We start from the raw sequence: 20,277 nt of genomic DNA, 5'->3' as shown, positions 1-20,277 counted from the left end.
AACGCGGGGCCTGCAACTGCCGGGCTCTGCCTACTCGTCGTAGACCAGGATCGTCGCCTGGTCGCTCTCGATGACTTCGACTTCCTCGCCGGATTCGGCGCGGTGTTCCTCGCGGACGTCGACGGCGTCACCCGGAACCACGGCCACTTCGTCGCCGAGGTCGAGTTCGATTTCGCCGTCGAGCTGTTGCTGCTGTTTGATTTCGCCGGGATCGGCTCCTTCGAGCGCGCCGACGACCTGACCGGCCTTGTCGCGGAACTCCGGGCCGATGACGCTGTGGTCGGGGTCGACTTCGACGGGAACGAGTTCCACGGCCGGCTCGCCCTTCAGCACGTGGACCGGCGCGTTGACGGCCTCCGAGAGGTCGTACGTGTCGACGGCCCGCTCGGGCGTCTCGTCGGGGAACACCTCGACCTTGTCGAGTTCGGCGTTCAGCGCCATGCCCTCGTCGGACTTCCAGCCCCGGATCGTCGAGGCCACGTCGGCGATGAGTTCGCCAGCGAGTTCGGCGTCCTCGTCGTGCATGTCGATCTCGGGCCAGTCGGCGGCGTGGACGCTCCCCTCCGTCGAGGGGATCGCGTCGTACGCTTCCTCCGTGAGGAACGGTGAAAAGGGCGAGAGCATCCGCAGCGCGGACGTGAGCGCAGTCTCCAGTGCCTTCCGAGCGGCGTTGCGCTCGCCGGGACGCCCCTCGTACAGGCGGCCCTTGATGAGTTCGAGGTAGTCGTCGGCGAGGTCGTGCCAGATGAACTCGCGAAGCTCGCGCATCGCGGCGTCGAAGCGGTACTCGTCCATGTGCTCGGCGACGGTGTCGGCGACCTGTGAGGTCCGCGAGAGGATCCACTTGTCGGCGTCGCGGTACGCCGGGTCCTCCGCGGTCGGGCCCTCCTCGTCTAAGTGGCCCGTGGCGAAGCGGGTGATGTTCCAGATCTTCGTGCCGAACTTCGAGGCGGACTTGACCTCCTTCCACTGGAACTGGATGTCGGAACCGGGCTGGCCACCCAGCGCCATCGCCTGGCGGAACGCGTCGGCGGAGTACTCCTCGACGGCCTCTTCGGGCTGGACGAAGTTACCACGGGACTTGGACATCTTGTTGCCGTCCTCGCCGAACACCATCCCGTTGATGAGCGCTTCCTCCCACGGGATCTCGTCCTCGATGGCCGAGACGCGCAGGATGGTGTAGAACGCCCACGTGCGGATGATGTCGTGACCCTGTTCCCGAAGGGTGGTCGGCTCGAAGTCGGCCTCGGGCCAGCCGCGGACGTACAGCGGCGTGATCGAGGAGTCCATCCACGTGTCCATCACGTCGGTCTCGCCGGTCCACTCGTCGCCGCCACACTCGGGACACTCCTCGACTGCCGGGTCCTCGTCGGTGGGGTCGACTGGGAGTTCGTCGGGGCCGGCGACGTGGATGTGGTCGCAGTCTTCGTTCGTGCAGAACCACGCGGGGATGGGCGTGGCGAACACGCGCTGGCGGGAGATGACCCAGTCCCAGTCCATGCCCTCGGTCCAGTCCTCGAGCCGGTCGTACATGTGCTCGGGAATCCAGTCGACCTGGTCGGCCTTGCTCAGGATGTCGTCCTGGTCGACCTCGACGAACCACTGCTCTTTCGAGAGGATCTCGATGGGCGTGTCACATCGCCAGCACTGCCCGACGGCCTGTTCGGTCGGCTCGGTGTCGTTGAGGTACCCCTCCTCGTCGAGCTCGTCGACGATCGCTTCTTTGGCTTCCTCGATCGTGAGGCCGGCGTACTCGCCGGCGTCCTCGTTGAGGTGGCCGTCCTCGGTGAACACCATCCGGAGGTCCAGGTCGTGTTCGGCCCACCAGGTCACGTCCTGTTTGTCCCCGAAGGTACAGATCATCACTGCGCCGGTCCCGAAGTCGGGGTCGGACTCCTCGTCGGCGATGAGTTCGACTTCCTGGCCGAACAGCGGGACTTCGAAGGTGTCGCCGATGCGGTCCTCGAAGCGCTCGTCGTCCGGGTGGACGGCCATCGAGACACACGCCGCCAGCAGTTCCGGGCGAGTGGTCGCGATCTCGATGTCCTCGGTGTCTTCGTCCGCGCCCGCGAAAGTGATGTAGTAGAGCGTGCCGTCGATGCCCTCTTCGGTCTCGACTTCGGCGTCGGCGATGGCGGTCTCACAGCGGGGACACCAGTTGACGGGGTGCTCGTCGCGGTAGACCATGTCGTCGTCGGCCATCTCGACGAACGAGCGCTGGGTGGTGCCCCAGTACTCGGGATCCATGGTCTTGAACTCGTGATTCCAGTCCTGGGAGAACCCGAGCGTGTGCATCGTCTCTTTCATCGCGTCGATCTGGTCCTCGGTGTGCTCGATGCACATCTCGCGGAACTCGTCGCGCGGGACGTCCGTCCGGTGAATGTCGTTGTTCTCCTCGACTTTCACCTCGGTCGGCAGCCCGTGGCAGTCCCACCCCTGTGGGAAGAGCACGTCGTCGCCCTGGAGGCGGTGATAGCGGGCGGCGAAGTCCATGTAACACCAGCCCAGGGCGTTGCCGATGTGGAGGTTGCCGGTCGGGTACGGCGGCGGCGTGTCCACCACGTAGTCGGTGTCCCCGTTCCCCTCGTATTCGTAGACGTCCATCTCCTGCCACTGGTCGCGCCACTTCGGCTCGACGCTGTCCGGGTCGTAGCTGTCGGGTAACTCACTCATAGTTGCGAATGCGCTGGTCGTCGGTGGGTCCAAAAGACGAGCGACTGGTCCCCTGCTACCGTACTCCCGACGACATCAGGCCCATATCCGTGGCTTTGCCCGGTCGAGTGTATAACTTTTCGCTTCCACGGCACGCACGGGCACACTGATTTGGCTCGCCGTGGAACTACTATGTGGTATGGCGTCGAATATCACGGTGCGGACGGCGAAACCGGAAGACGTCGGGGCGATCCAGGCGGTGGCGCGCCGGTCGTGGGACGCGGCCTACGAGGGTGTTCTCGGGGACGAGGTAGTGAACGCGATGCTGGAGGGCGGCTACGCCGAGGAGTCGCTGCAGTCAGTCATCGATTCGTCGGTGGCGGAACTGTTCGTGGCGACCGACGACGACGAGGTGGTCGGCTACGCCAACGGCGAACCGGGCGAGGAGGGAGACGCCGACGCCGAAGTGAGCGTGTACGTCGACCCCGAGTACTGGGGCGAAGGGATCGGCAGCCGCCTGCTGGCGGAGGCGACTGACTTCCTCGCCGAGCAGGGGATCGAACGGGTGCGAGACTCGGTGCTCGCCGAAAACGAGGTCGGGAACGCGTTCTACGAACGGCACTTCGAGCAGGTCGACCAGCACGAGGTCGACATCCTCGGGGACACGTTCACGGCGAACGTGTACGCCGGCGACATCGCGTAAGCCAGCGGCAGTGATCGCCCGGGGCGGCCGGGTGAAACCACAACTCTGACTTCCGTGCTCTCGGATTGACGGGTATGCACCTCGGTGTTATCGGTCTCGGGCGGATGGGCCGCATCGTCGTCGACCGCGTCATGGACGCTGGTCACGACGTGACGGCCTTCGACGTGGACGAACAGGCCGTCGCGGACGCGGCGGACGCGGGCGCGAACCCCGCCGACTCCCTCACGGACCTCGCCGACCAGCTCGGCGACGACAAGCGCATCTGGCTGATGGTTCCCGCGGGCGATCCCGTCGACGCCGCGCTGGACGAGCTCGCGCCCCACGTGGACGATTCGGACGTGATCGTCGACGGCGGCAACTCGAACTTTCAGGACTCGCTCCGACGCGCCGAGCAGACGGACGCCGCCTTCCTCGACTGCGGAACCTCCGGCGGTCCCGCGGGCGCGGAACTCGGCTTCTCGCTCATGATTGGCGGCCCCGAGTGGGCCTACGAGGAACTGACGCCCGTCTTCGACGCCGTCGCCACCGGCCCGGAAGGTCACGACCGGATGGGGCCGGCGGGGTCGGGCCACTACGTCAAGATGGTCCACAACGGCGTGGAGTACGCGCTGATGCAGGCCTACGGCGAGGGCTTCGAGCTGCTCGCGAACGGCCGGTTCGACCTGGATCTGGAAGCCGTCGCGCGCACGTGGAACAACGGTGCCGTCATCCGCTCGTGGCTGCTGGAACTCTGCGAGGAAGCGTTCCGCGAGGAAGGCTCGGATCTGGGCGACGTGGCCGACCACGTCGCTGGGGGCTCGACTGGCACCTGGACCGTCCAGGAGGCGCTCGAACAGGAAGTGCCGGTACCGCTGATCTACCAGGCGCTCACCGAGCGGTTCAACTCGCGGGCGACCGGCGACGGGGAGGGACGCTTCTCTCGGCGGCTGGCCAACCGGCTGCGGTACGGCTTCGGTCGCCACGAAGTCAAGCGCCGGGAGGAGTAGGCGGTCGAACGACCGGTCCTGGGTCGGTGAGTCGGGTTACCGGTGGAAACTCGTCGGTAGGGCAGTTCTCCTGCGTAGAATCGCCGTTATCGGCGCTCGCGGCGGCGGTGAGGGGTCGCTCGGAGATAACGTCAGTTAGTTAAACCAGTATTGCGTAGCGCCGGACATGGCTGAGCAAATCGTGGGTATCGCGCTCGGGGCCGCGCTGACGTTCATCGCGGTCGCCATGCACTACTCGAAGGGCACTGGCTGGGAGCCCAACGACGACATCTCCCAGAAGGTTCTGGAAAAGCGTGCGGCGAGCGTTCCCGAGACGAGCTTCCCCGAGCCGATGAACCGGTCCATCGGTGGCGGTGGCGTCCCGGCGGGCGCCGTCGCAGCCGGAACCGAGGGTGAACTCGAAGAGGGCGAGGAAGAAGAGGACGCGGGCTTCGACCCCGACGCGATTCCGGACGACGAGGTCGAGGTCTACGAGATCGAGTTCGCGAAAGAGGGCGAGACGATCGAGATCGCGAACAACGAGAACATCCTCGACATGGGCGAAGAGCAGGGCTGGGACATGCCGTACGCCTGCCGCGAAGGCTCCTGTCTCTCCTGTGCCGGCCACGTCGAGGATGGCTCGGCTCAGGACTACGTCCGCCACAGCAACAACGATACGCTCAACGAAGACGAGATGGACCAGGGGTACTGTCTGACCTGTACCGCGTACCCGACCGACTCGTTCACGCTCGAAACGGGCGAACAGCCCTAACCCACCTTTTTTCACGGGGTCCTCGAGCGGCGAAGCCGCTCTCAAACCCGTCTGCTCACGGGCGCTTCGCGCCCGTTCGCACGGCCCGAGGGACCTCTGGTCCCTCGCAGGCCAAAAAATCTGGACCAAAAAAGGCGGGCGCTCACTCCGTTCGCGCCCGTGAATCCCCTCGCTTCGCTCGGCGGATACTGGTGATACCGCAACCGTATCTGTTCCGCGCGGTTCACAATCGTTATACCGGCCCCTCCGTTAGAATCATTCGAGGGCGGCTAGTTCAGCGGACAGAACGCCTGGTTCCGGACCAGATGGTCGGGGGTTCAAATCCCTCGCCGCCCGTTTTCCGGCGAACAATGTGAGCCGTGAAAACGGCACGTGGGATTTGAACGACGGAACGAGCGACCTTCGGGAGCGAAGTTCAGGTGGTTCAAATCCCTCGCCGCCCGCTTTCTGCGAGGAACGGACGTGACGAGTGAAAGCGTCACGTGGGATTTGAAGTAGACCACGAGGGAGCGAAGCGACCGACGTGGGCGTGGTTCAAATCCCTCGCCGCCCGCTGCTTGTCGCGACTAATTCGTGAGCGACAGCGACGGTTCGAAGATTTGACCGACGTGGGCGTCGTTCGGGTCCCTCGCTGTCGGGCTACGGGTCGAGTTACTACCTGTGCGTGGTCACTGCCTCGTCGAGTGCGGACGGATCGTGCGCTCGGAGGCGTTCTTTCGCGTCGCTCGCGCGGTCGTCGGGTGCGTCGACGGCCACGCGCGGGCCGGTCGGGTCGGGGATGTCCTGGTAGGTTCCCCAGACGCCGCCGACGAAGCCGCCGGCGGCGGCGCCGAGGCCGAAGCCGAATACGAGCAACGTCAGGCGGCTGGCAGTCATGATCGGACTCAGGCGGGGAAGCCACAGGAAGTCGAGGGCCATCGCTCCCAGGAGTACCGTGCCGAGGACTCCGCCGACGAGGCCGCCCCAGACGAGCCCACGTGCCTCCGGTGGGCGGGCCGCCGGGTCGAAAAACCGGTTGTCGACGTCGGGCCGCACGGGTTCGAGGTCGGCGTCCCGGAGGTCGGCCTCGGCTGCGCTCGCGTCGTCCGCGTCCTCGTACTCGGCGACGACGCGCTTCACGTTCCCTCACCCGATTCCTGCAGGAGCGTGTGGACGCGCGCCTGCACGCCGCGGCTGACCTGATCGGGTGGGCCGACGATCCAGCCGTGGTTGTACTTGCTGTCGTACGGTGCACCTTCGTCGGGGCGGATGAACTTCTGCATGTAATTTTCGGTGGGTGTCGGGAGGGTGTCCTGTCTGACCGCGAGCATCGGGCCGTGCTTGCCGCGGTGGCTCTCGACGCTGGCGGGGAGGGCGGTCTGCCAGTGCTCGGGGTTCGCGAAGATGAAGTTGTGGCCGGCTTCGGCGATGCCCCACCCGATCGATCGGGACCACTCGCCGAACCACCAGCCCTGGTTCCGACCGATGTCCTTGTAGCCAGCCCACGCGGCGCTGAGGGCGTAGGGGTCCGTCGCACCGGGGACGCGCTGGACGTGGCCGAACTGCGCGAGGTCGCTTGCAACCTCGGGGCTGATTGCGTCCTCGTCGCCGAGGAGGTACATGTAGGCGTAGTCGTACCGTGCGTCGAGCTGTCGGGCCGTCTCCTCGGGGATCGAGTCCGAGCGCACGTAGAGGAACCCGTCGCCACCGTGGGCGTTCCAGGACTGGACCGGGACGGCGCGCCGGGCGGCGTCGACGCTGGCGACGAGGACCTCGTCCTCGTGGTTGCCGTGCATCGAGCTCACGTACTGGTCGACGTTCGCCGCGACGCGCACGGGGGTTGTCCCCGGGATGCGGCGCACCTCCATCCCCATGGACTCGACCTCGCGGCGGACGCCGTCGCTGATGTAGCGCTCGCCCCCGACGAGATACACCTGGACGTTGCTGTCCATGCCGACGCCTTCCGGATGGGCGCGCTCGATCTCGGTGCGAGTCGCCTCCGGGAGCGAGTCCTGCCGGGTGAGCAGGACGGCGCCGTCGATGGGGTGGTGGATGAGACCGACGCCGGGGAGCGAGGCTTCGAGGACGCTGTCGTTGACGAGGATGATCGCCCCGGGTCTGGTGTGCTCGTTGATGGCGGTGTAGACGTTCTGGCTGAACGCGGCCGCGGTCTCGTAGTCGTTCGCCCCGGCGAGCCTGGTCGTCATCGTGGTGGCGGTCCAGTCGGTGAACTTCGCGGTTTCGGGGCCGGTCTGCTGGTCGTCCTGTGACTGGGCCAGCGCGACGCCGCCGAGGGTCGCGGCCGCCGGGAGCGCGGCCAGATCGCGGAGGAATTTCCTGCGGCTGCCGTCGCTCATAGCGCACCACCCGGTTTGACGTTCCGGCGGACGAGCAGGCCGTTCACGGGCCAGGCGATCAGGAAGCCGATCAGCGTCGAGAACACCATCACGCCGTACCAGAGGATGTTGTCGTCGCCGGGCATCATCGGCAGGTTGAGCATCATCAACAGCCACATCGACCCCATCATTCCGACGGAGACGCTGGTCATGCTCACCGCGACGGCAAGCAGGCCCCGCCGGACGGCAGACTCCTGGTCAAGACCGAGCGCGTCCTCGAACATGGGGACGTGGAAGACGACCCAGGAGACGAGAAAGGCGACGACGTAGACGATGGCCATCAGCAGGACCATCGAACTCCCCAGCGCGAACAGCGGTCCCTCGAACACCACGAGCGGCATCCCGAAGAACGTGAGGAGGAACGCCGTCGCGATCATCGTGCTCGCGGCGAACCCGACGCCCATCGCCGTCGCCGTCGCCGCCCGCAACCAGTACGGGCGGACGACGCGATGTTTCCCGTCGCGCTCGACGACCTCTCTGCCTCGGTAGGCGAACCAGTAGAACGCCAACCCGAACGGACCGAGCACGAGCGTGAACAGCGGCCAGACCAGCCGCGTCCACGTCCCCATCTCCGGGATGCGGCGACGAGAGTGGGCGAACACGAACGTCGCGCCGAGGATGCCGAACGCCGCCCAGATCGAAGAGAGGGCGTCGAGCGGGCTCATGCCGGCTCCCTGGAGTCGGTACGGGGTGATCTCGACGGCGTAGTCGCTCCGTGCCTGGGACACCCAGGAGACCTGGTCGAGCGTCCCCATGAAGAAGAGGTGGTTGTACGGCCCTTCGGCGGGGGTCGAGAACCACGACGGCTGGGAGCGCCAGAGGTAGTTCTCGGTGATCGCCGGCAGCGTCCCATCTTCGTGGGCGAGCAACAGCGGCCCCGCCTTCCCCCACTGGAGGTTGCTGGCGGCCGCGGCGTGGCCCGGCCGGTCCGGGTTCACGACCACGAAGTTGTAGTAGCCGACCTTGTCACGCTGGTCGATGCCCCAGCCGAAGTCACGCGACTCGTCGCGGAACTTCGCGACCTCGACGGCGTGGTCCTGCGGCGTCGACCCGGCGACGCGCGTCCACTCGACGTCGAGTTCGGACAGCGCGTCCCGGCTGACCTGCCCCGGCGGCGCGAGGACGTACGCGTGCGAGGCATTGGTCTGCTCGATGGCCCGCTGGGTCGCTGCCGGAACCCCGTCCTCGCTGGCGTAGAGGATCGGATCGCCGCTGTAGGCGCTCCAGGCCGCGGCGGGCATCGCCCACTGCGGGTCGTCGCTCCCGACGATGACCACGTTGGTCGGACCGTTCTCGTCGTCGGTCCCGCGCGTCGCGATGGCAGCGGCCGACTCAGCGGGGGTCCCACCTGACAGTCGGACGGTCGAGACGTTCCCCGCGGCTCCCTGGCTCCCGCCCGGGCGACTCGCGTTCCCGGCGAGGATGATTGCGTCCGACGAAGCCCGGAGTCGCGACGCCGCGAGCGCCGTCCGCCAGTCGTTCTCGGGGACGCGGACCACGGTCTCGTACGAGAGGTTCGAGCCCGACGGCCTGGCCGCTTGTGCAGTGTACGCACTCAACTGACCCGGGTCGCTCGCGGGGAACCGGCTCGCGTCTTTCGTCTGCATCGTGACGTACGGTTCCTCGGGCGTCTGGCCGTAGTCGAAGAGCGTGAGCGCGACGACGTAGAGCGGCTGGATTGCGACGAGGATCGCCACGAGCGCCGCGACGCCCACGGCGAGCACTCTCCACGTGTTCATGTGCAGTCCTGCAAGCGTTACACTGAACCGCGAAAGTGGGTGTTGCCTGCGCGTGCAGGCCCTTCGACGCTGTTCTGGCTCCTCGGATTTCCGGTGTGGGTGGTCGCCCGGCTGTGCGCTCTGGTTACGTCAGTTCCTCGACGGCTGTCGTCTCCATCTGTCCGTCCCGCTCCTCGCGGGTCACTCGCAGGCGAATCCCGCGCTCGGTGTCCGTCGCCTCCACGGTGGTCACGACCTGCGGCGTGGCGTCCGGATCGAGGACCGTTACCCGGTCGTCTTCGGTGACGATTCCGTAGCCGCTCTCGACGCAGTGGCCCATGAGCGCACAGTCGCGGGTGTGGTCACGCGCCCTCGCCACCAGCTCGTCCCGCGGGTTCTTCCGGATACAGCCCACGTCCATGAGGTACCCTTCGACGGTGAGTTCGGTGTCGGCCATCGTCTCTGTCGTTCGCGCTCGCGTCGGTTGGTTCTTCGCTCGCGCTTCCCTGACACGTCGGGTATCGTCACGACCGTCGCTCGCAGCCTCGTCCCCTGCGTTACGGCCGGTACTCCGTCGTCGAGGTGAAGGGCACGATCGTCGCCGTCTGCTGGGCGACCCACGCGAGTCGGAGGACGAACGCGACGAGGAGCGCCAGCGGTGTCACGCCGAGGGCGAACGCTCCCGCGACGGCTGGAGCCAGTACCGAACTCGGGACGTTCGCGGTCGTCGCGGCGTTGTAGAGCAACAGGACGAAGCCGCTGCCGACGATGGCGGGCACGCCGACGTACAGCAGGATGCGTGAGAGATAGGCGAGTTCCTTCTGGACGTAGACGGTCTTGAAGTACTTTCGACCCACGTCGATCTGGAGGAGCGTTCGCTCGATCCGCTCCAGTTGGGTTCGCGTGGTCTCGGACAAGGCGTCCGCGTGCGTCCGCTGGATCTCGGTGATGTCGTGTATCTGGTCGGCGTGATTCGTCGTCAGCGTCGCGGCGACCACTGCGAAGATTCGACCCTGCTGGTCGTCGAGCGTTCGGTTGACCCGTCGGGCGTCTCGGACGAGCGACCGCGACAGCGACTCCAGCCGGTCCTGCAGGTCGCTGTCGGTCGCTGCCGTCGCTCGCTCGTCGAGTTTCTCCCCCTGCTCTGCGATCGTCTCGTGGAGAAATCGCAGGAACTTCCCGGGCGACGACGGACTCACCGGCGTTCCCGCCACCGACTCCACGGTGCTCCGATAGTCCAGCGTCTCCTCGATGCGAGTTCGGAGCTCACCCGGCTCGCCGAGCTCCCGTGAGAGCACGAGCTGGTTGATCGAGACCACGACCGTCAGGACAGTGAGATTGCCGGTGAGCAGCGAACTGAACAGGAAGTACACGGGGCTGTGCGCGCGGAAGACGGCGGTCCCGAACGTGACGCCGACGCCGACGAGACAGAGAAACACGAGGAGAACGAGCCCGCCCGCGATGACGAGTCTGTTCCCAGCCAGAAGGAGCCAGTTCGTGACGCCGCTCGATTCGCTGGGGCCGTCGCGAGCGTCAGCCTGGTGGGGACACATCGACGGCCCACGTACGCCGTGGGCGCGGAAAACCACTGGGTCGCGCCAGCAGCGAGACGTCGGTCTCCGACTCCCGACGGGTGTCCCCGCTTGCTGGAAGTCGACTGTTCCTGCAGTCCTCCGGGAGACGACGGCTCTCTCAGGCCGCGGCGTCGTACCCGGCGTCCTCGACGGCCGCCAGCAGCGTTTCGACGTCGGCGTCTCCCTCGACTGTCGCCGAGTCCGTTTCGTGATCGACGGTGACCGCCGCGACGCCGTCGACGGCTTCGAGCGCCTCTGTGACGGTTTGTTCGCAGTGTTCGCAACTCATGCCTTCGACAGTAAGTGTGGTGGTCATCCACTTCGATCCTATCGGTGCCAGAATTTTGCACGTTTCGCCTTCGAACCGAAAACGTGGGACACAGCGACTGCTCGCGCGCTGAACGCCGGACGGTGTACCTGACTGGCGCCCTGCTCGATCGACGGTTTCGAATCCAAAGTAAGCGCGGCGTTGCACACCGGTCTGTGAGGGGGAACTGCATTGAAGTACGAACGCGTATCTCTCAGTACCGTTTCAGACACTCGGTGTGAGTATCATGGCTACTGAGACAACTGACGGGCGACTCGTTACGATCGTGCTCGTCGTCCTCGGTGCCCTCATCGCCCTCCCGCTGCTCTTCATGGGGTTCGGGATGATGGGCGGCGGCCCGATGATGGGTGGCTGGGGCCACGGCATGTGGGGTGACGGCGGCGCAGTTCCCGGCTGGCTGGTGCTCGCCTGGCTCGGGATGCGGCTGGCGTTCCTCGCCGCGCTGATTGGCGGTGCGTACCTGCTCTATCGAACGCTCAGCGGGAACAGCGAGTCCACCGACCGCGCCATGGAGGAACTGCGCGTCGCGTACGCCCGTGGCGACCTGAGCGACGAGGAATACGAGCAACGACGCGAGGCACTGGAACGCGACTCCTGAGGCGTGCTCGTCGGCCCGTCTCTGGCACGGTGACAGCACGCCACGTGGGTGTCGGCTTTCGCTGGACGGTCGAATCAGCGGTCACACGCGGCAGAGAATTGTTACTATTAGAATATGTGTTATATTCCAACAGTCATAAATACGATACACGTTCACATTGTATCAAGGATGGGGGTATCATCCATGGAGAGAGTAGTAACACGATCGCAGCCGAGTGGGGTCGGAGTTCGCACGCAACAGCACGCAGGAACGGGGGGGAGCATCCATGGTTAAGAGCTTCGTGGTCCGGGTGATCATGGATCTCTCGATCCTGCTGCTCATCGTCGCGTCGATCGTCGAGGTGTACGCCGACGTGCGCGGTTCGGGCATGCCGGAGTTTCTCCCCGCGCCGCTGGCTGGACTGCCCTCGTGTCACCCGGCGACGGCACTGGCAGTCGCCGGCGTGGCCGGACTCGCCGTCGGCGTCCTGATGGCGCTCGACCAGCTCCCGGGTGGCCGCATGTTCGTGGGCGTGATCGCGGCCATCGCGTTCCTGTTCTCCGGCGGTTTCATCGTCGGCGACAGCGAGGAGCCCGACGGGAGTGGATACCATGGTTAAAGTCCTGATGACTGCCGGCATCGTCCTGTTGATCGCCGCTTCGCTGGTGGAGGTCGCTGCGGACGTGCGCGGTTCGGGCATGCCGGAGTTCCTGCCCGCGCCGCTCTCGGGGCTGCCGTCGAGTCATCCGGCGACCGCCCTCGGCGTCGCCGGGTTCGGCGCGCTGGTGATCGGGTTCCTCCTGCAGATCATCAGTAATCCGCTCCCTGGTGGCCGCGTCATCGTCGGCAGCATCGCCGTCCTCGCGTTCCTGCTGTCCGGCGGCTACGTCGCCGAGGAGAGCTAACCCGGACGAACCCGCCTTCTGGTTTTCACGGTCTGTCGATCTCTTCGAGCGCACCGGCGTCACAGTACGGACAGGTCGGGTCGGAGAGATCGGCCCTGTACGCGAACTGCCGCCGGCAGTGCTGGCACCGATAGCGGGCCGCCTGCTCGTGTTCTGGCGTGACTGCCTCCCTGAGGGACTCGAACAAGCCCATCGAATGTCACCCCTCGAACTTCGTACTACGTGCATATAAGCCTGCGCAGCGGTAGCACGCACCGCCCGCACAGGAGTACGGTTTTCCGCCCGTTGCCTGTAGTGACCCGTCGATGACTGAGATCGAAGACGTCGACGACTTCCGAGCGGCCTTCGTGGAACTGCTAACGGACGCCGAGCGCGCTGACGTGTCGCTCGATGCGATGACCGGCCTGCTGACGGCACATCTGGCAGCGATGCGAGGGAACGTCCGGCTCCCGCTCTCGATGCCGCCCGAGCGCGCACGCGAGTTCACGAACCGTGCTCGCGAGCACCGCGGCGAGACGATGGAGGTCGAACTCCGCATCTCCGAAGCCGTGCTCGACGATCTGGAACTCCAGCTACAGGCGTTCGCGGGCGCCGACGAGACGTCGGTGTCCGACGACACACCAGACGTCTGAGGACCGTACTCACGACTGCTCGTCAGTGATCGACGCCGGAACGAGAACGCCGTCTCCGCGTTCGACGCGGACCAGCAGGTCACCGGTCTGGAAGTCCGAGAGCGTCGGCGCACACCCCGTCGCACCCACGTCGGCCCAGCCACAGGTGTCACACACTGCCGTCTCCGCCGTGACTTGATAGGTCTCGCCGGCGCGCGTCGCGGTAACGTATCCGCGCTCGATCGGTTCGTCACAGCGCGTACACGTGAGGGCTGGCACCGTCTCGGGGAGGTCGTCGAGCGAACTCATACCGTGGCCTACGCGCGCGTCGTACAAACTCCGTCGGGTGGCCTCACTCCGTTTCGAGGTCGCCGTCCCATCCTTCGTACCCGTCCGTCAGGTTGGCGACCAGGGTGTCCTCGTCGATGCCCTCGTACGACTCGAGGATGCGAGCGGCCTGCAGCGAGCTTTCGCCGCGTTCGCAGACGAAGACGATCTCCTCGCCCCAGTCGACGTCCGCGATTCGGGCCGCGAGCTCCGGATACGGGACGTTCTCCGCACCGGGGACGTGTCCCTTGGCGAAGGCGGCCGGCACTCTCGTATCGACGACCTGTACGTCCTCGTCACGGCTGAGCTTCTCCTGTAACTGCGAAGCCGACAGCGATTCGACCATCGGTCTCCCGTTGGCACTCGCCGGCTGTAAATCCATCACCGCCGCTCGGACGACTGGTGAGTGCCTGACGGTCCGGGGTTGCCGGCAGGTGTGTGTCGTACCAACAAAGCTATAAGGTGGTGTGCTATACCATAGCATGTATGGCGTCAGCACCGAGCAACGACGAACTTTTCGACGAGTTCCTGTCCGACCGCGGGCACGAAACTGAGGTTGTCGGTTGGGACGAAAGCTATAACAAAAAGCAGTGTCCGGAGTGCGGCGGTCTTCACGACAACGGGGCGACAGAGTGCTCGGTGTGCGGGTGGGCACCAGAAGCGTAGCTACGGCCGTCAGTCGCGCATTTTTTCGGAGTCGTCGCTCGCTGTTGAGATACTTCTCAGGGAGGGTATTGCAGTCGCTCGCTGGCTAGCTGAGAACCGGCGCGTGAGAAATCAGTGGGGGTGGAAAATGACAGGGAAACACTCTGGGGGAGAGAAGGGGAGATACCAGTCGCGAGAGAGCTTCGGTAGGGTTCTGTGGGGTTACAACTCGTCGAGTGAGTCGTGGAGGAACAGGCCGAGCGCGAGGTGGTGGTACATGGCGCGCTCGATCTGTTCTCTGGCAGCGTCGTCGTCGTCCACGGAGTACTCTTTGGTCCGCACCAGTTCGTGCATCGAGAGGACGTCGTCGTTCTCGATGTCGTGGAGGCGCGGGTAGACGGTGCCTGGACTCAGCTGTGCGTCGAACAGCCGCGACAGGTCGTCGATGAGTGCTTTTCCGTGGGTCCCGTCTCGCAGCGCGATCAGCGCGATGAGGATCTCGTCGAGGTTCTGCTTGACGATCTCGTCGTCGAACGTGAACGACTCCTCGACTGCAAGCGTCTCCATGACCGAAGACAACACCTGCTCGGGATTGCTCTCGCTACCGGCCTTCGGAGCATCCGGTGAGGGTGCGTCGATTCCAGCGTCTTCGCCGGCCGATAGCTCTTCTATCAGCGTGTTCACCAGCGGACTCGTGCTCACATTATCTCCGGACATGGTACATCACTTGGACTCGATCCACACTCACTCTTCTCTGGTACCCATACATAATGCCTCCCCCGCGATTTCCGCGAATGAAAATGGGTATATAAAGGTATTTTCACGAGCTGAAAGAACCCCCAGTCGACGCCGGTCCACTCACCGGATTGCGATCAATTTCTCAGGAGTGATACCGTGCGCAATATCTTTTTACGGTGGTGCGCTGACGTGTTAGTAGTGTCCGAGGAACGCAGTATCGAGCAGGTCCTCGATACGATCGGGGACGAACACGCTCGCGAGATTCTCGCGGCTATCAGCATCGAGCCGCGCTCGGCCAAAGAACTGGCCGAGGAGTGCGATCTCTCGCTTCCGACCGTCTACCGCCGGATCGAGATCCTCGAAGAACACGAGCTCGTGAAAGACCGGACTCTGGTCGCCGACGACGGCAACCACTACAAGATCTACGAGTCGAACTTCGACAGCACCGTCATCTCCCTGGAGGAAGAAGGCGAGTACAAGGTGCGCATCTACCGCGAGGAGAACCTTCCGGACCGGTTCAGTCAGCTCTGGGACGAACTCAACCCGGAATAAACGTCCGACGTAGCTTTATATTGGACGAGTGATCAATAGCGTCCATGGTCGACATGGTGGCGCTTGCGCGGGGGCTGCTCATTCTCCTTCGTCTCGTTACGTTCGGGTTGACGCTCGGCATCACGCTGATCAGTTTCCAGGCGTACCGAAAGAAACAGTCCGACAAGCTACAGACGGCGTTCATCGGCTTCGCGTTCATCAGTATGGGCGTGGCGGTCAGCAACGTCATCACCCAGCTCGGGGCCGGTGCGGCGGACTCGTCGTTGACGACGATCTTCCTCCAGATGACCGAAACGATCCCGTTTATCGTCGGGTTCGCCATGTTGTATCTCTCGCTGTACAGGTGAGTGGACGCGCCGGCCCGCGGAAGTTGCCGTGAGCGTGGCAGAAACCCCGCGTCGGGTTGCGCCTCGAAGCCACGTTGCTTATGGGTGAGCAGGACTATTAGTGGTCCAATGACCGACACGACGCCTGAAGTGGTTCGCCTATTCGGTGGTCCGGGCAGCGGGAAGACGACGGCGCTGCTCGACCGGGTGGAAGGATTACAGGACGAGGGAGCCGACGTCAGAGACATTCTGGTCGTTTCGTACACGCGTGCAGCGGCCGCCGAGATCCGCGAACGCCTCGCCGAACGGCTCGATACGACGCCGCGAGCCCTTCGGGGGAACGTCTGTACGATGCACGCGAAAGCGTACGAGCTGCTGAACCTCTCGCGTGGCGACGTGGTCAGCGAGTCGGACAAGGAGGAGTTCTGTGACGAGTACGGCGTCGAGTACGAGGACGAGAACAAGGGGGCGCGCCGCCGAAGCGCCCGCTCGACGACCATCGGGAACAAAGTCATCGCGACCAGCCAGTGGCTCCAGCGCACCCGCCGGGACGTCGCCGACTGGTACGACGTTCCCTTCCAGTGGAACGAGGAGAAGGTGCGCCTGCCGCCCGAGATCGACGAGAACGCCCAGACCGGGAACAAGTACACCCCGACCTGGCCCTCCGACGACGACCGGATCGACGTGCCCGAGGCGATCCGGGCCTGGCGCAGCTACAAGGGGGAGAACGGCCTCGTCGGGTTCGCGGACATGCTCGAACGCGTCAAGCAGCGCTCGCTGCTCCCGAACGTCGAGTACCTGGTGATCGACGAGTTCCAGGACATCACGACCCTGCAGTACGACGTCTACGAGGAGTGGAAACCCCACATGAAGAAGATCCTCATCGCGGGCGACGACGACCAGGTCGTCTACGCCTGGCAGGGCGCCGATCCGGACCTCCTGCTGGACGAGGACGTCAGCGACGACAACATCCTGCCCAACTCCTACCGTCTCCCGTCGCGCATTCTCAACGTCGTCAACAAGGAGATCAGCCACATCGACAAGCGCCAGGAGAAAGACCTCGAACCCCGCAAGGAGGGCGGCCGGGTCAACGCCGTCCGCGGCCCGTCGATGCTCGATCTGGTGCGCAACGTCCGCGCCACCATCGAAGAGGACCCCGAGGGAACGGTCATGCTGCTGTTCCGCGCTCGCTACCAGATGTTCCAGTTCATGGACGAGTTCATCGGCGAGGGCATCCCGTTCCAGTGTCTGACCGACCAGCGGATGTGGACCGATCGGCTCACCCAGTACGTGCGCGCGGTCGAGGCGCTGGACGAGGACGAACAGGTCACCGCGCTGCAGGCTCGGCGCCTGGCCGACATGCTCGCGGACTCGGCCTTCGGGACCGGCGAACGCGACGACTTCTTCGACGCCATCGACGAGGTCAAAGAGGAGTCGGAGCTCGACGACCTCGCCGAGATCATGGTCGAACCGGAGTTCGTCCGCGAGTACGCCCCCTTCGTGCCGGACCCGCGCTCGGCCGCCGACATGCTCCGGAAAGTGACGAACTTCCAGGAGCGCACCGTCGGCGCGTACTTCCAGGGTGAGTACGAGGGGATGGACAGTTCGCGCGTTCGCCTCGGCACGATCCACTCCGCGAAGGGTCGCGAGGCCGACCACGTGTTCGTCGCCACCGACCTCACGGAGAAGGTCGTCGAGCAGATGGCCGCGACCGTCGAACAGCAGGGCCGCGACGTGCCCGGCGTCGAGGAGTTCACCAAACACACCGACCCCGTCCCGACGCTGACGGACAACGAACGCCGCGTCTTCTACGTCGGGATGAGCCGTGCCCGCGAACGGCTCGTCCTGCTCGAAGGGCTGGTCGACGGCGCGCCGACGCTTCCCGTGGACGTCCTCCTGGAAAACGAACCCAGCGAGAAGTCGATCGACCAACTCCTCGCGGAAGCCAAAGAGCCGCTAGCCGCCCAGTAAGTTACTGTTCGTCGTCGTCCGGTTCTTTCGCGACTTTCCCGACGACCGTCGCTGCAACGTCGCCAGCGACGTCCCCCGGCGTCGTGACGTACTCCTCGACGAGTACCATCAGGACGGCGAAGGCGACGAAGCCGCCGCCGACGAGGTGCTTGCCCTGCAGAAAGAAGTCGACGCCCATCATGCCGATCATCGCGGCGACCGCGACGGTCCCGAACATCGTGATCGTGCCGATGATACCCTTCCCCATCTCGTTCCGGCTTTCACAGCCGATGGCAAAAAACGATGCGACCCCACGTGACTCTGCACTGTCTTTTTCTCCGGGGACTGCGTCGAAGACGTATGGTCTCCCGCGAAACCCGCGTGTATCTCACCGGCCTCGCCCTCTCGGTACTCCTCCTCCTCGTCGCCGGGCTCGTGCTCGACGTCGGCCTCCGGACGCCCCTGGGGGTGCTCGTCAGCGTCCTGTTCTTCCCGATCATCCCGTTCCTCCTGCCCCAGCTGTATCTGGCAGCGACTGGTGACGAGACCGACAACGTCTCGCCGCGGACGCGCGTTCGCGTCAGTCTGTTCGTCTCCGGGCTGGTGGCATTCGGGCTGTCTGCGTCGATGGCGCCAGCCCAGCCCGGTCGGTGGCTCGCTGGCGGCGTCACCGCCATCCTCCTCGGCAGTCTGTTCGTCCACGAGATGGTCGTCGGCTACCGGTCCTCGTCGCTGTTCGAGAACGCCAACGGTGAATGAACAACGCCTTTCGCCCCCCACGTCCTAGCGGCGTCCATGTTTACCGGAATCGTCGAGCAGACGGGCGAGGTGCTGAGCACGGCCGACGACGAGGGCGGCCGCCGCGTGCGGGTCGAAGCCGACCTGGACGACCTCCATCACGGGCAGTCCATCGCGATCAACGGCGTCTGCCTGACCGTCGAGGAGTTCGGCTCGGACTGGTTCGACCTCTTTCTCTCCCAGGAGACCATCGAGCGGACGTACCTCGGCGACGTGACCGAGGGCGACCTGGTGAACGTCGAGCGGGCGCTGCCGGCCGACGGTCGCTTCGACGGTCACTTCGTCCAGGGCCACGTCGACGGGACCGCCGAGGTGACCGGGATCGAAGAACTCGGAGATGACTGGGAGTTCCGGTTCTCGGTGCCGGAGGACCTCGAACGCTACCTCGTCGAGAAGGGGTCGGTGACGGTGGACGGGATCAGTCTCACTATCGCGGACCTTGCCAGCGAGGCGCGAAGCGCCTCGGACAGCGCGAGCGGGCAACGCCCGCGAGCGGCGGAGGATTTCGGCGTCGCCATCATCCCCGCGACCTACGAACTGACGACGCTCTCGCAGAAGGACGTCGGCGATCCGGTCCACCTCGAGGTGGACGTCGTCGCCAAGTACGTCGAGTCGATGCTCGGGAGCGAGGCGGGCGAAGCCCAGACGCCGTACGCCGAGCGCTTCGAGGAGTAGCTACTCGAACTCGGTCTGCTCGGAGGAGATGGTGTTCCCTTTCTCGGCGCTGCTTTGCACCGAGCGGTAGGCGCTGTTGTACTTCGAGAGCTTCCGGATGAGCAGGTAGCCAAAGAGGCCGTCGTAGACGATGACGAACCCGAGGAAGACGGCGAACTCCGAGACGCCGGTGAGGATCTGCGTCAGGGCCGGCACGAGAATCGTCGCAGACGTGTTGTAGACGGCGTGGATGAGCGCGGCGATGGTGATCCCCTTGACGACGAGCGGGCCGGCGTACTTCTGGTTGAACTTCGCGAGTCCGAGGTAGTACCCCGCGAACCCGGAGTAGATCACGTGGCCCGGGCCGGCCAGCGCGCGGACCGTCGTGATGCCCGCGCCGGCGTTGATGAGGTTCATCGACTGCGACAGCGACTCGACGGACTGGGTGATGTAGAGGGCGTTCTCGATGGTGGCGAAGCCGAGGCCGGCGACGGCGCCGTACACCGCGCCGTCGATGACCGCGTCGAACGAGTCCGACCGGTAGGCGTGCAACCGGACAGCCAGCAGCTTCACGGTCTCTTCGACCGGTCCGACGACCAGGAAAAACAGGGCGATGACGCCCAGCACGGGGACGGCCCCGAAGCCGGACCCCAGGCCGGCGGCGAGCCCGCCGAGCTGGGAGTTCAACACGCCGGCAAAACCCGCAAACAGGATGCCCAACAGGAAGGTCGCGACCAGTTCCTCCAGGGGTTCGGCGGCCGTCACGTCCGCGTACCAGAGGAACGCCGCCAGGATGAACGCCGGCACGACCGACAACACGACGAAGGCGCCGACGCGCGGGTCGGTCAGCAGGCCGAGCCCACCGAGCGCGAACTGGCCGACGAGGATGAGCACCGCCAGGGAGATGACCGCCCATCTGACCGCGGACACCACCATTCCGTAGAACCAGACGGCAAACCGATCGAACGACGACCTGACCTCCCAGCCCGAAATCTCGTAGAGGTCCATCGACCCGTCGTCTCTCGCCTCGACCGGGTCGCGTCTCTCTGCCATGTCCCCCAGGTAGCCCGGCGCACACCTAACGCTTTGGCTCCTCGCCGTCAGTAT

Annotated in this window: 26 protein-coding genes and 1 tRNA gene; 14 read left to right on the top strand and 13 right to left on the bottom strand. The window is 65.3% G+C overall.

Annotation, left to right across the window (positions count from 1 at the left end; all coding sequences use genetic code 11):
- Positions 1-30 precede the first annotated feature (30 nt).
- Complete coding sequence (locus tag ACFR9U_RS13230) at positions 31-2,673, bottom strand: valine--tRNA ligase (protein ID WP_247380373.1); 2,643 nt, start codon at positions 2,671-2,673, stop codon at positions 31-33.
- A gap of 178 nt (positions 2,674-2,851) precedes the next feature.
- Here ACFR9U_RS13230 and ACFR9U_RS13225 point away from each other — a divergent pair, with 178 nt between their 5' ends.
- The 4 genes from ACFR9U_RS13225 to ACFR9U_RS13210 all read left to right on the top strand — a co-directional run bounded on the left by ACFR9U_RS13225 (position 2,852) and on the right by ACFR9U_RS13210 (position 5,428).
- On the top strand, positions 2,852-3,355 hold the full coding sequence (locus ACFR9U_RS13225; RefSeq protein WP_247380375.1) for a GNAT family N-acetyltransferase: 504 nt from the start codon (positions 2,852-2,854) through the stop codon (positions 3,353-3,355).
- A gap of 74 nt (positions 3,356-3,429) precedes the next feature.
- On the top strand, positions 3,430-4,341 hold the full coding sequence (gene gnd / locus ACFR9U_RS13220; protein WP_247380377.1) for a phosphogluconate dehydrogenase (NAD(+)-dependent, decarboxylating): 912 nt from the start codon (positions 3,430-3,432) through the stop codon (positions 4,339-4,341).
- A 166-nt stretch (positions 4,342-4,507) separates the two neighbouring features.
- A complete protein-coding gene (locus ACFR9U_RS13215) occupies positions 4,508-5,092 on the top strand; it encodes a 2Fe-2S iron-sulfur cluster-binding protein (protein ID WP_247380379.1) in 585 nt (194 codons plus the stop codon).
- 263 nt (positions 5,093-5,355) lie between these two features.
- Positions 5,356-5,428 (top strand) — tRNA-Arg (locus ACFR9U_RS13210).
- A gap of 318 nt (positions 5,429-5,746) precedes the next feature.
- Here ACFR9U_RS13210 and ACFR9U_RS13205 read toward each other — a convergent pair.
- From ACFR9U_RS13205 to ACFR9U_RS13180, 6 genes are all read right to left on the bottom strand, one after another.
- Positions 5,747-6,211: a hypothetical protein gene (locus ACFR9U_RS13205; protein WP_247380381.1), complete on the bottom strand. Its 465-nt coding sequence runs from the start codon at positions 6,209-6,211 to the stop codon at positions 5,747-5,749.
- Positions 6,208-7,428: a cell wall-binding repeat-containing protein gene (locus tag ACFR9U_RS13200; protein ID WP_247380383.1), complete on the bottom strand. Its 1,221-nt coding sequence runs from the start codon at positions 7,426-7,428 to the stop codon at positions 6,208-6,210. Before ACFR9U_RS13200 ends, ACFR9U_RS13205 begins: the two co-directional genes overlap by 4 nt.
- Positions 7,425-9,206, bottom strand: coding sequence for a DUF4396 domain-containing protein (locus ACFR9U_RS13195; RefSeq protein ID WP_247380385.1), 1,782 nt, complete (start codon positions 9,204-9,206; stop codon positions 7,425-7,427). The genes ACFR9U_RS13200 and ACFR9U_RS13195 overlap by 4 nt, the downstream gene beginning before the upstream one ends.
- A gap of 124 nt (positions 9,207-9,330) precedes the next feature.
- Entirely contained in the window at positions 9,331-9,642 is a 312-nt protein-coding gene (locus ACFR9U_RS13190; RefSeq protein WP_247380386.1) for a hypothetical protein, read from the bottom strand.
- A gap of 100 nt (positions 9,643-9,742) precedes the next feature.
- Positions 9,743-10,738, bottom strand: coding sequence for a DUF7972 family membrane protein (locus ACFR9U_RS13185; protein WP_247380387.1), 996 nt, complete (start codon positions 10,736-10,738; stop codon positions 9,743-9,745).
- Between the two features lie 139 nt (positions 10,739-10,877).
- Positions 10,878-11,075: a CopZ family metallochaperone gene (locus ACFR9U_RS13180; RefSeq protein WP_247380389.1), complete on the bottom strand. Its 198-nt coding sequence runs from the start codon at positions 11,073-11,075 to the stop codon at positions 10,878-10,880.
- A 238-nt stretch (positions 11,076-11,313) separates the two neighbouring features.
- Here ACFR9U_RS13180 and ACFR9U_RS13175 point away from each other — a divergent pair, with 238 nt between their 5' ends.
- From ACFR9U_RS13175 to ACFR9U_RS13165, 3 genes are all read left to right on the top strand, one after another.
- Positions 11,314-11,685, top strand: a complete 372-nt coding sequence (locus ACFR9U_RS13175; protein WP_247380391.1) for an SHOCT domain-containing protein — start codon at positions 11,314-11,316, stop codon at positions 11,683-11,685.
- A 265-nt stretch (positions 11,686-11,950) separates the two neighbouring features.
- Positions 11,951-12,283, top strand: a complete 333-nt coding sequence (locus ACFR9U_RS13170; RefSeq protein ID WP_247380392.1) for a hypothetical protein — start codon at positions 11,951-11,953, stop codon at positions 12,281-12,283.
- The gene (locus tag ACFR9U_RS13165) at positions 12,276-12,569 is read left to right on the top strand and encodes a hypothetical protein (RefSeq protein ID WP_247380394.1); all 294 of its coding nucleotides are present in this window, start codon (positions 12,276-12,278) and stop codon (positions 12,567-12,569) included. The genes ACFR9U_RS13170 and ACFR9U_RS13165 overlap by 8 nt, the downstream gene beginning before the upstream one ends.
- Before the next feature lie 25 nt (positions 12,570-12,594).
- On the opposite strand, the gene ACFR9U_RS13160 is transcribed toward ACFR9U_RS13165, so the two are convergent.
- Positions 12,595-12,762, bottom strand: coding sequence for a hypothetical protein (locus ACFR9U_RS13160; RefSeq protein WP_247380396.1), 168 nt, complete (start codon positions 12,760-12,762; stop codon positions 12,595-12,597).
- A gap of 112 nt (positions 12,763-12,874) precedes the next feature.
- Here ACFR9U_RS13160 and ACFR9U_RS13155 point away from each other — a divergent pair, with 112 nt between their 5' ends.
- Positions 12,875-13,201: a hypothetical protein gene (locus tag ACFR9U_RS13155; protein WP_247380398.1), complete on the top strand. Its 327-nt coding sequence runs from the start codon at positions 12,875-12,877 to the stop codon at positions 13,199-13,201.
- 9 nt (positions 13,202-13,210) lie between these two features.
- Here the strand turns inward: ACFR9U_RS13155 and ACFR9U_RS13150 are convergent, their stop codons facing one another.
- Entirely contained in the window at positions 13,211-13,489 is a 279-nt protein-coding gene (locus ACFR9U_RS13150) for a hypothetical protein (protein WP_247380400.1), read from the bottom strand.
- 43 nt (positions 13,490-13,532) lie between these two features.
- Entirely contained in the window at positions 13,533-13,889 is a 357-nt protein-coding gene (locus ACFR9U_RS13145) for a rhodanese-like domain-containing protein (protein WP_247380402.1), read from the bottom strand.
- 104 nt (positions 13,890-13,993) lie between these two features.
- Here ACFR9U_RS13145 and ACFR9U_RS13140 point away from each other — a divergent pair, with 104 nt between their 5' ends.
- Positions 13,994-14,173, top strand: coding sequence for an HVO_0416 family zinc finger protein (locus tag ACFR9U_RS13140; protein WP_247380404.1), 180 nt, complete (start codon positions 13,994-13,996; stop codon positions 14,171-14,173).
- A 201-nt stretch (positions 14,174-14,374) separates the two neighbouring features.
- On the opposite strand, the gene ACFR9U_RS13135 is transcribed toward ACFR9U_RS13140, so the two are convergent.
- Positions 14,375-14,869, bottom strand: coding sequence for a helix-turn-helix domain-containing protein (locus ACFR9U_RS13135; protein WP_247380406.1), 495 nt, complete (start codon positions 14,867-14,869; stop codon positions 14,375-14,377).
- Positions 14,870-15,088: 219 nt separating this feature from the next.
- On the opposite strand from ACFR9U_RS13135, the gene ACFR9U_RS13130 reads away from it, so the two are divergent.
- From ACFR9U_RS13130 to ACFR9U_RS13120, 3 genes are all read left to right on the top strand, one after another.
- Complete coding sequence (locus ACFR9U_RS13130) at positions 15,089-15,442, top strand: ArsR/SmtB family transcription factor (RefSeq protein WP_247380409.1); 354 nt, start codon at positions 15,089-15,091, stop codon at positions 15,440-15,442.
- A 44-nt stretch (positions 15,443-15,486) separates the two neighbouring features.
- Positions 15,487-15,789: a DUF7521 family protein gene (locus ACFR9U_RS13125; RefSeq protein ID WP_247380411.1), complete on the top strand. Its 303-nt coding sequence runs from the start codon at positions 15,487-15,489 to the stop codon at positions 15,787-15,789.
- Positions 15,790-15,897: 108 nt separating this feature from the next.
- A complete protein-coding gene (locus tag ACFR9U_RS13120) occupies positions 15,898-17,739 on the top strand; it encodes a UvrD-helicase domain-containing protein (protein WP_247380413.1) in 1,842 nt (613 codons plus the stop codon).
- A 1-nt stretch (position 17,740) separates the two neighbouring features.
- Here the strand turns inward: ACFR9U_RS13120 and ACFR9U_RS13115 are convergent, their stop codons facing one another.
- The gene (locus ACFR9U_RS13115) at positions 17,741-17,986 is read right to left on the bottom strand and encodes a DUF7533 family protein (protein ID WP_247380416.1); all 246 of its coding nucleotides are present in this window, start codon (positions 17,984-17,986) and stop codon (positions 17,741-17,743) included.
- A 92-nt stretch (positions 17,987-18,078) separates the two neighbouring features.
- On the opposite strand from ACFR9U_RS13115, the gene ACFR9U_RS13110 reads away from it, so the two are divergent.
- On the top strand, positions 18,079-18,477 hold the full coding sequence (locus ACFR9U_RS13110; RefSeq protein ID WP_247380417.1) for a hypothetical protein: 399 nt from the start codon (positions 18,079-18,081) through the stop codon (positions 18,475-18,477).
- A 36-nt stretch (positions 18,478-18,513) separates the two neighbouring features.
- Positions 18,514-19,191 carry a riboflavin synthase gene (locus ACFR9U_RS13105; RefSeq protein ID WP_247380419.1) on the top strand — a complete coding sequence of 226 codons (678 nt, stop codon included), beginning with the start codon at positions 18,514-18,516 and terminating at the stop codon, positions 19,189-19,191.
- On the opposite strand, the gene ACFR9U_RS13100 is transcribed toward ACFR9U_RS13105, so the two are convergent.
- Complete coding sequence (locus tag ACFR9U_RS13100; RefSeq protein ID WP_247380421.1) at positions 19,192-20,223, bottom strand: PrsW family intramembrane metalloprotease; 1,032 nt, start codon at positions 20,221-20,223, stop codon at positions 19,192-19,194.
- Positions 20,224-20,277: the final 54 nt, after the last annotated feature.

It is taken from the genome of Halorientalis brevis, from assembly GCF_042678165.1.
Classification (GTDB): Archaea; Halobacteriota; Halobacteria; order Halobacteriales; family Haloarculaceae; genus Halorientalis; species Halorientalis brevis.
The sequence above is the reverse complement of the archived record's forward strand: the minus strand, read 5'-3'. Positions and strand labels throughout refer to the sequence as shown.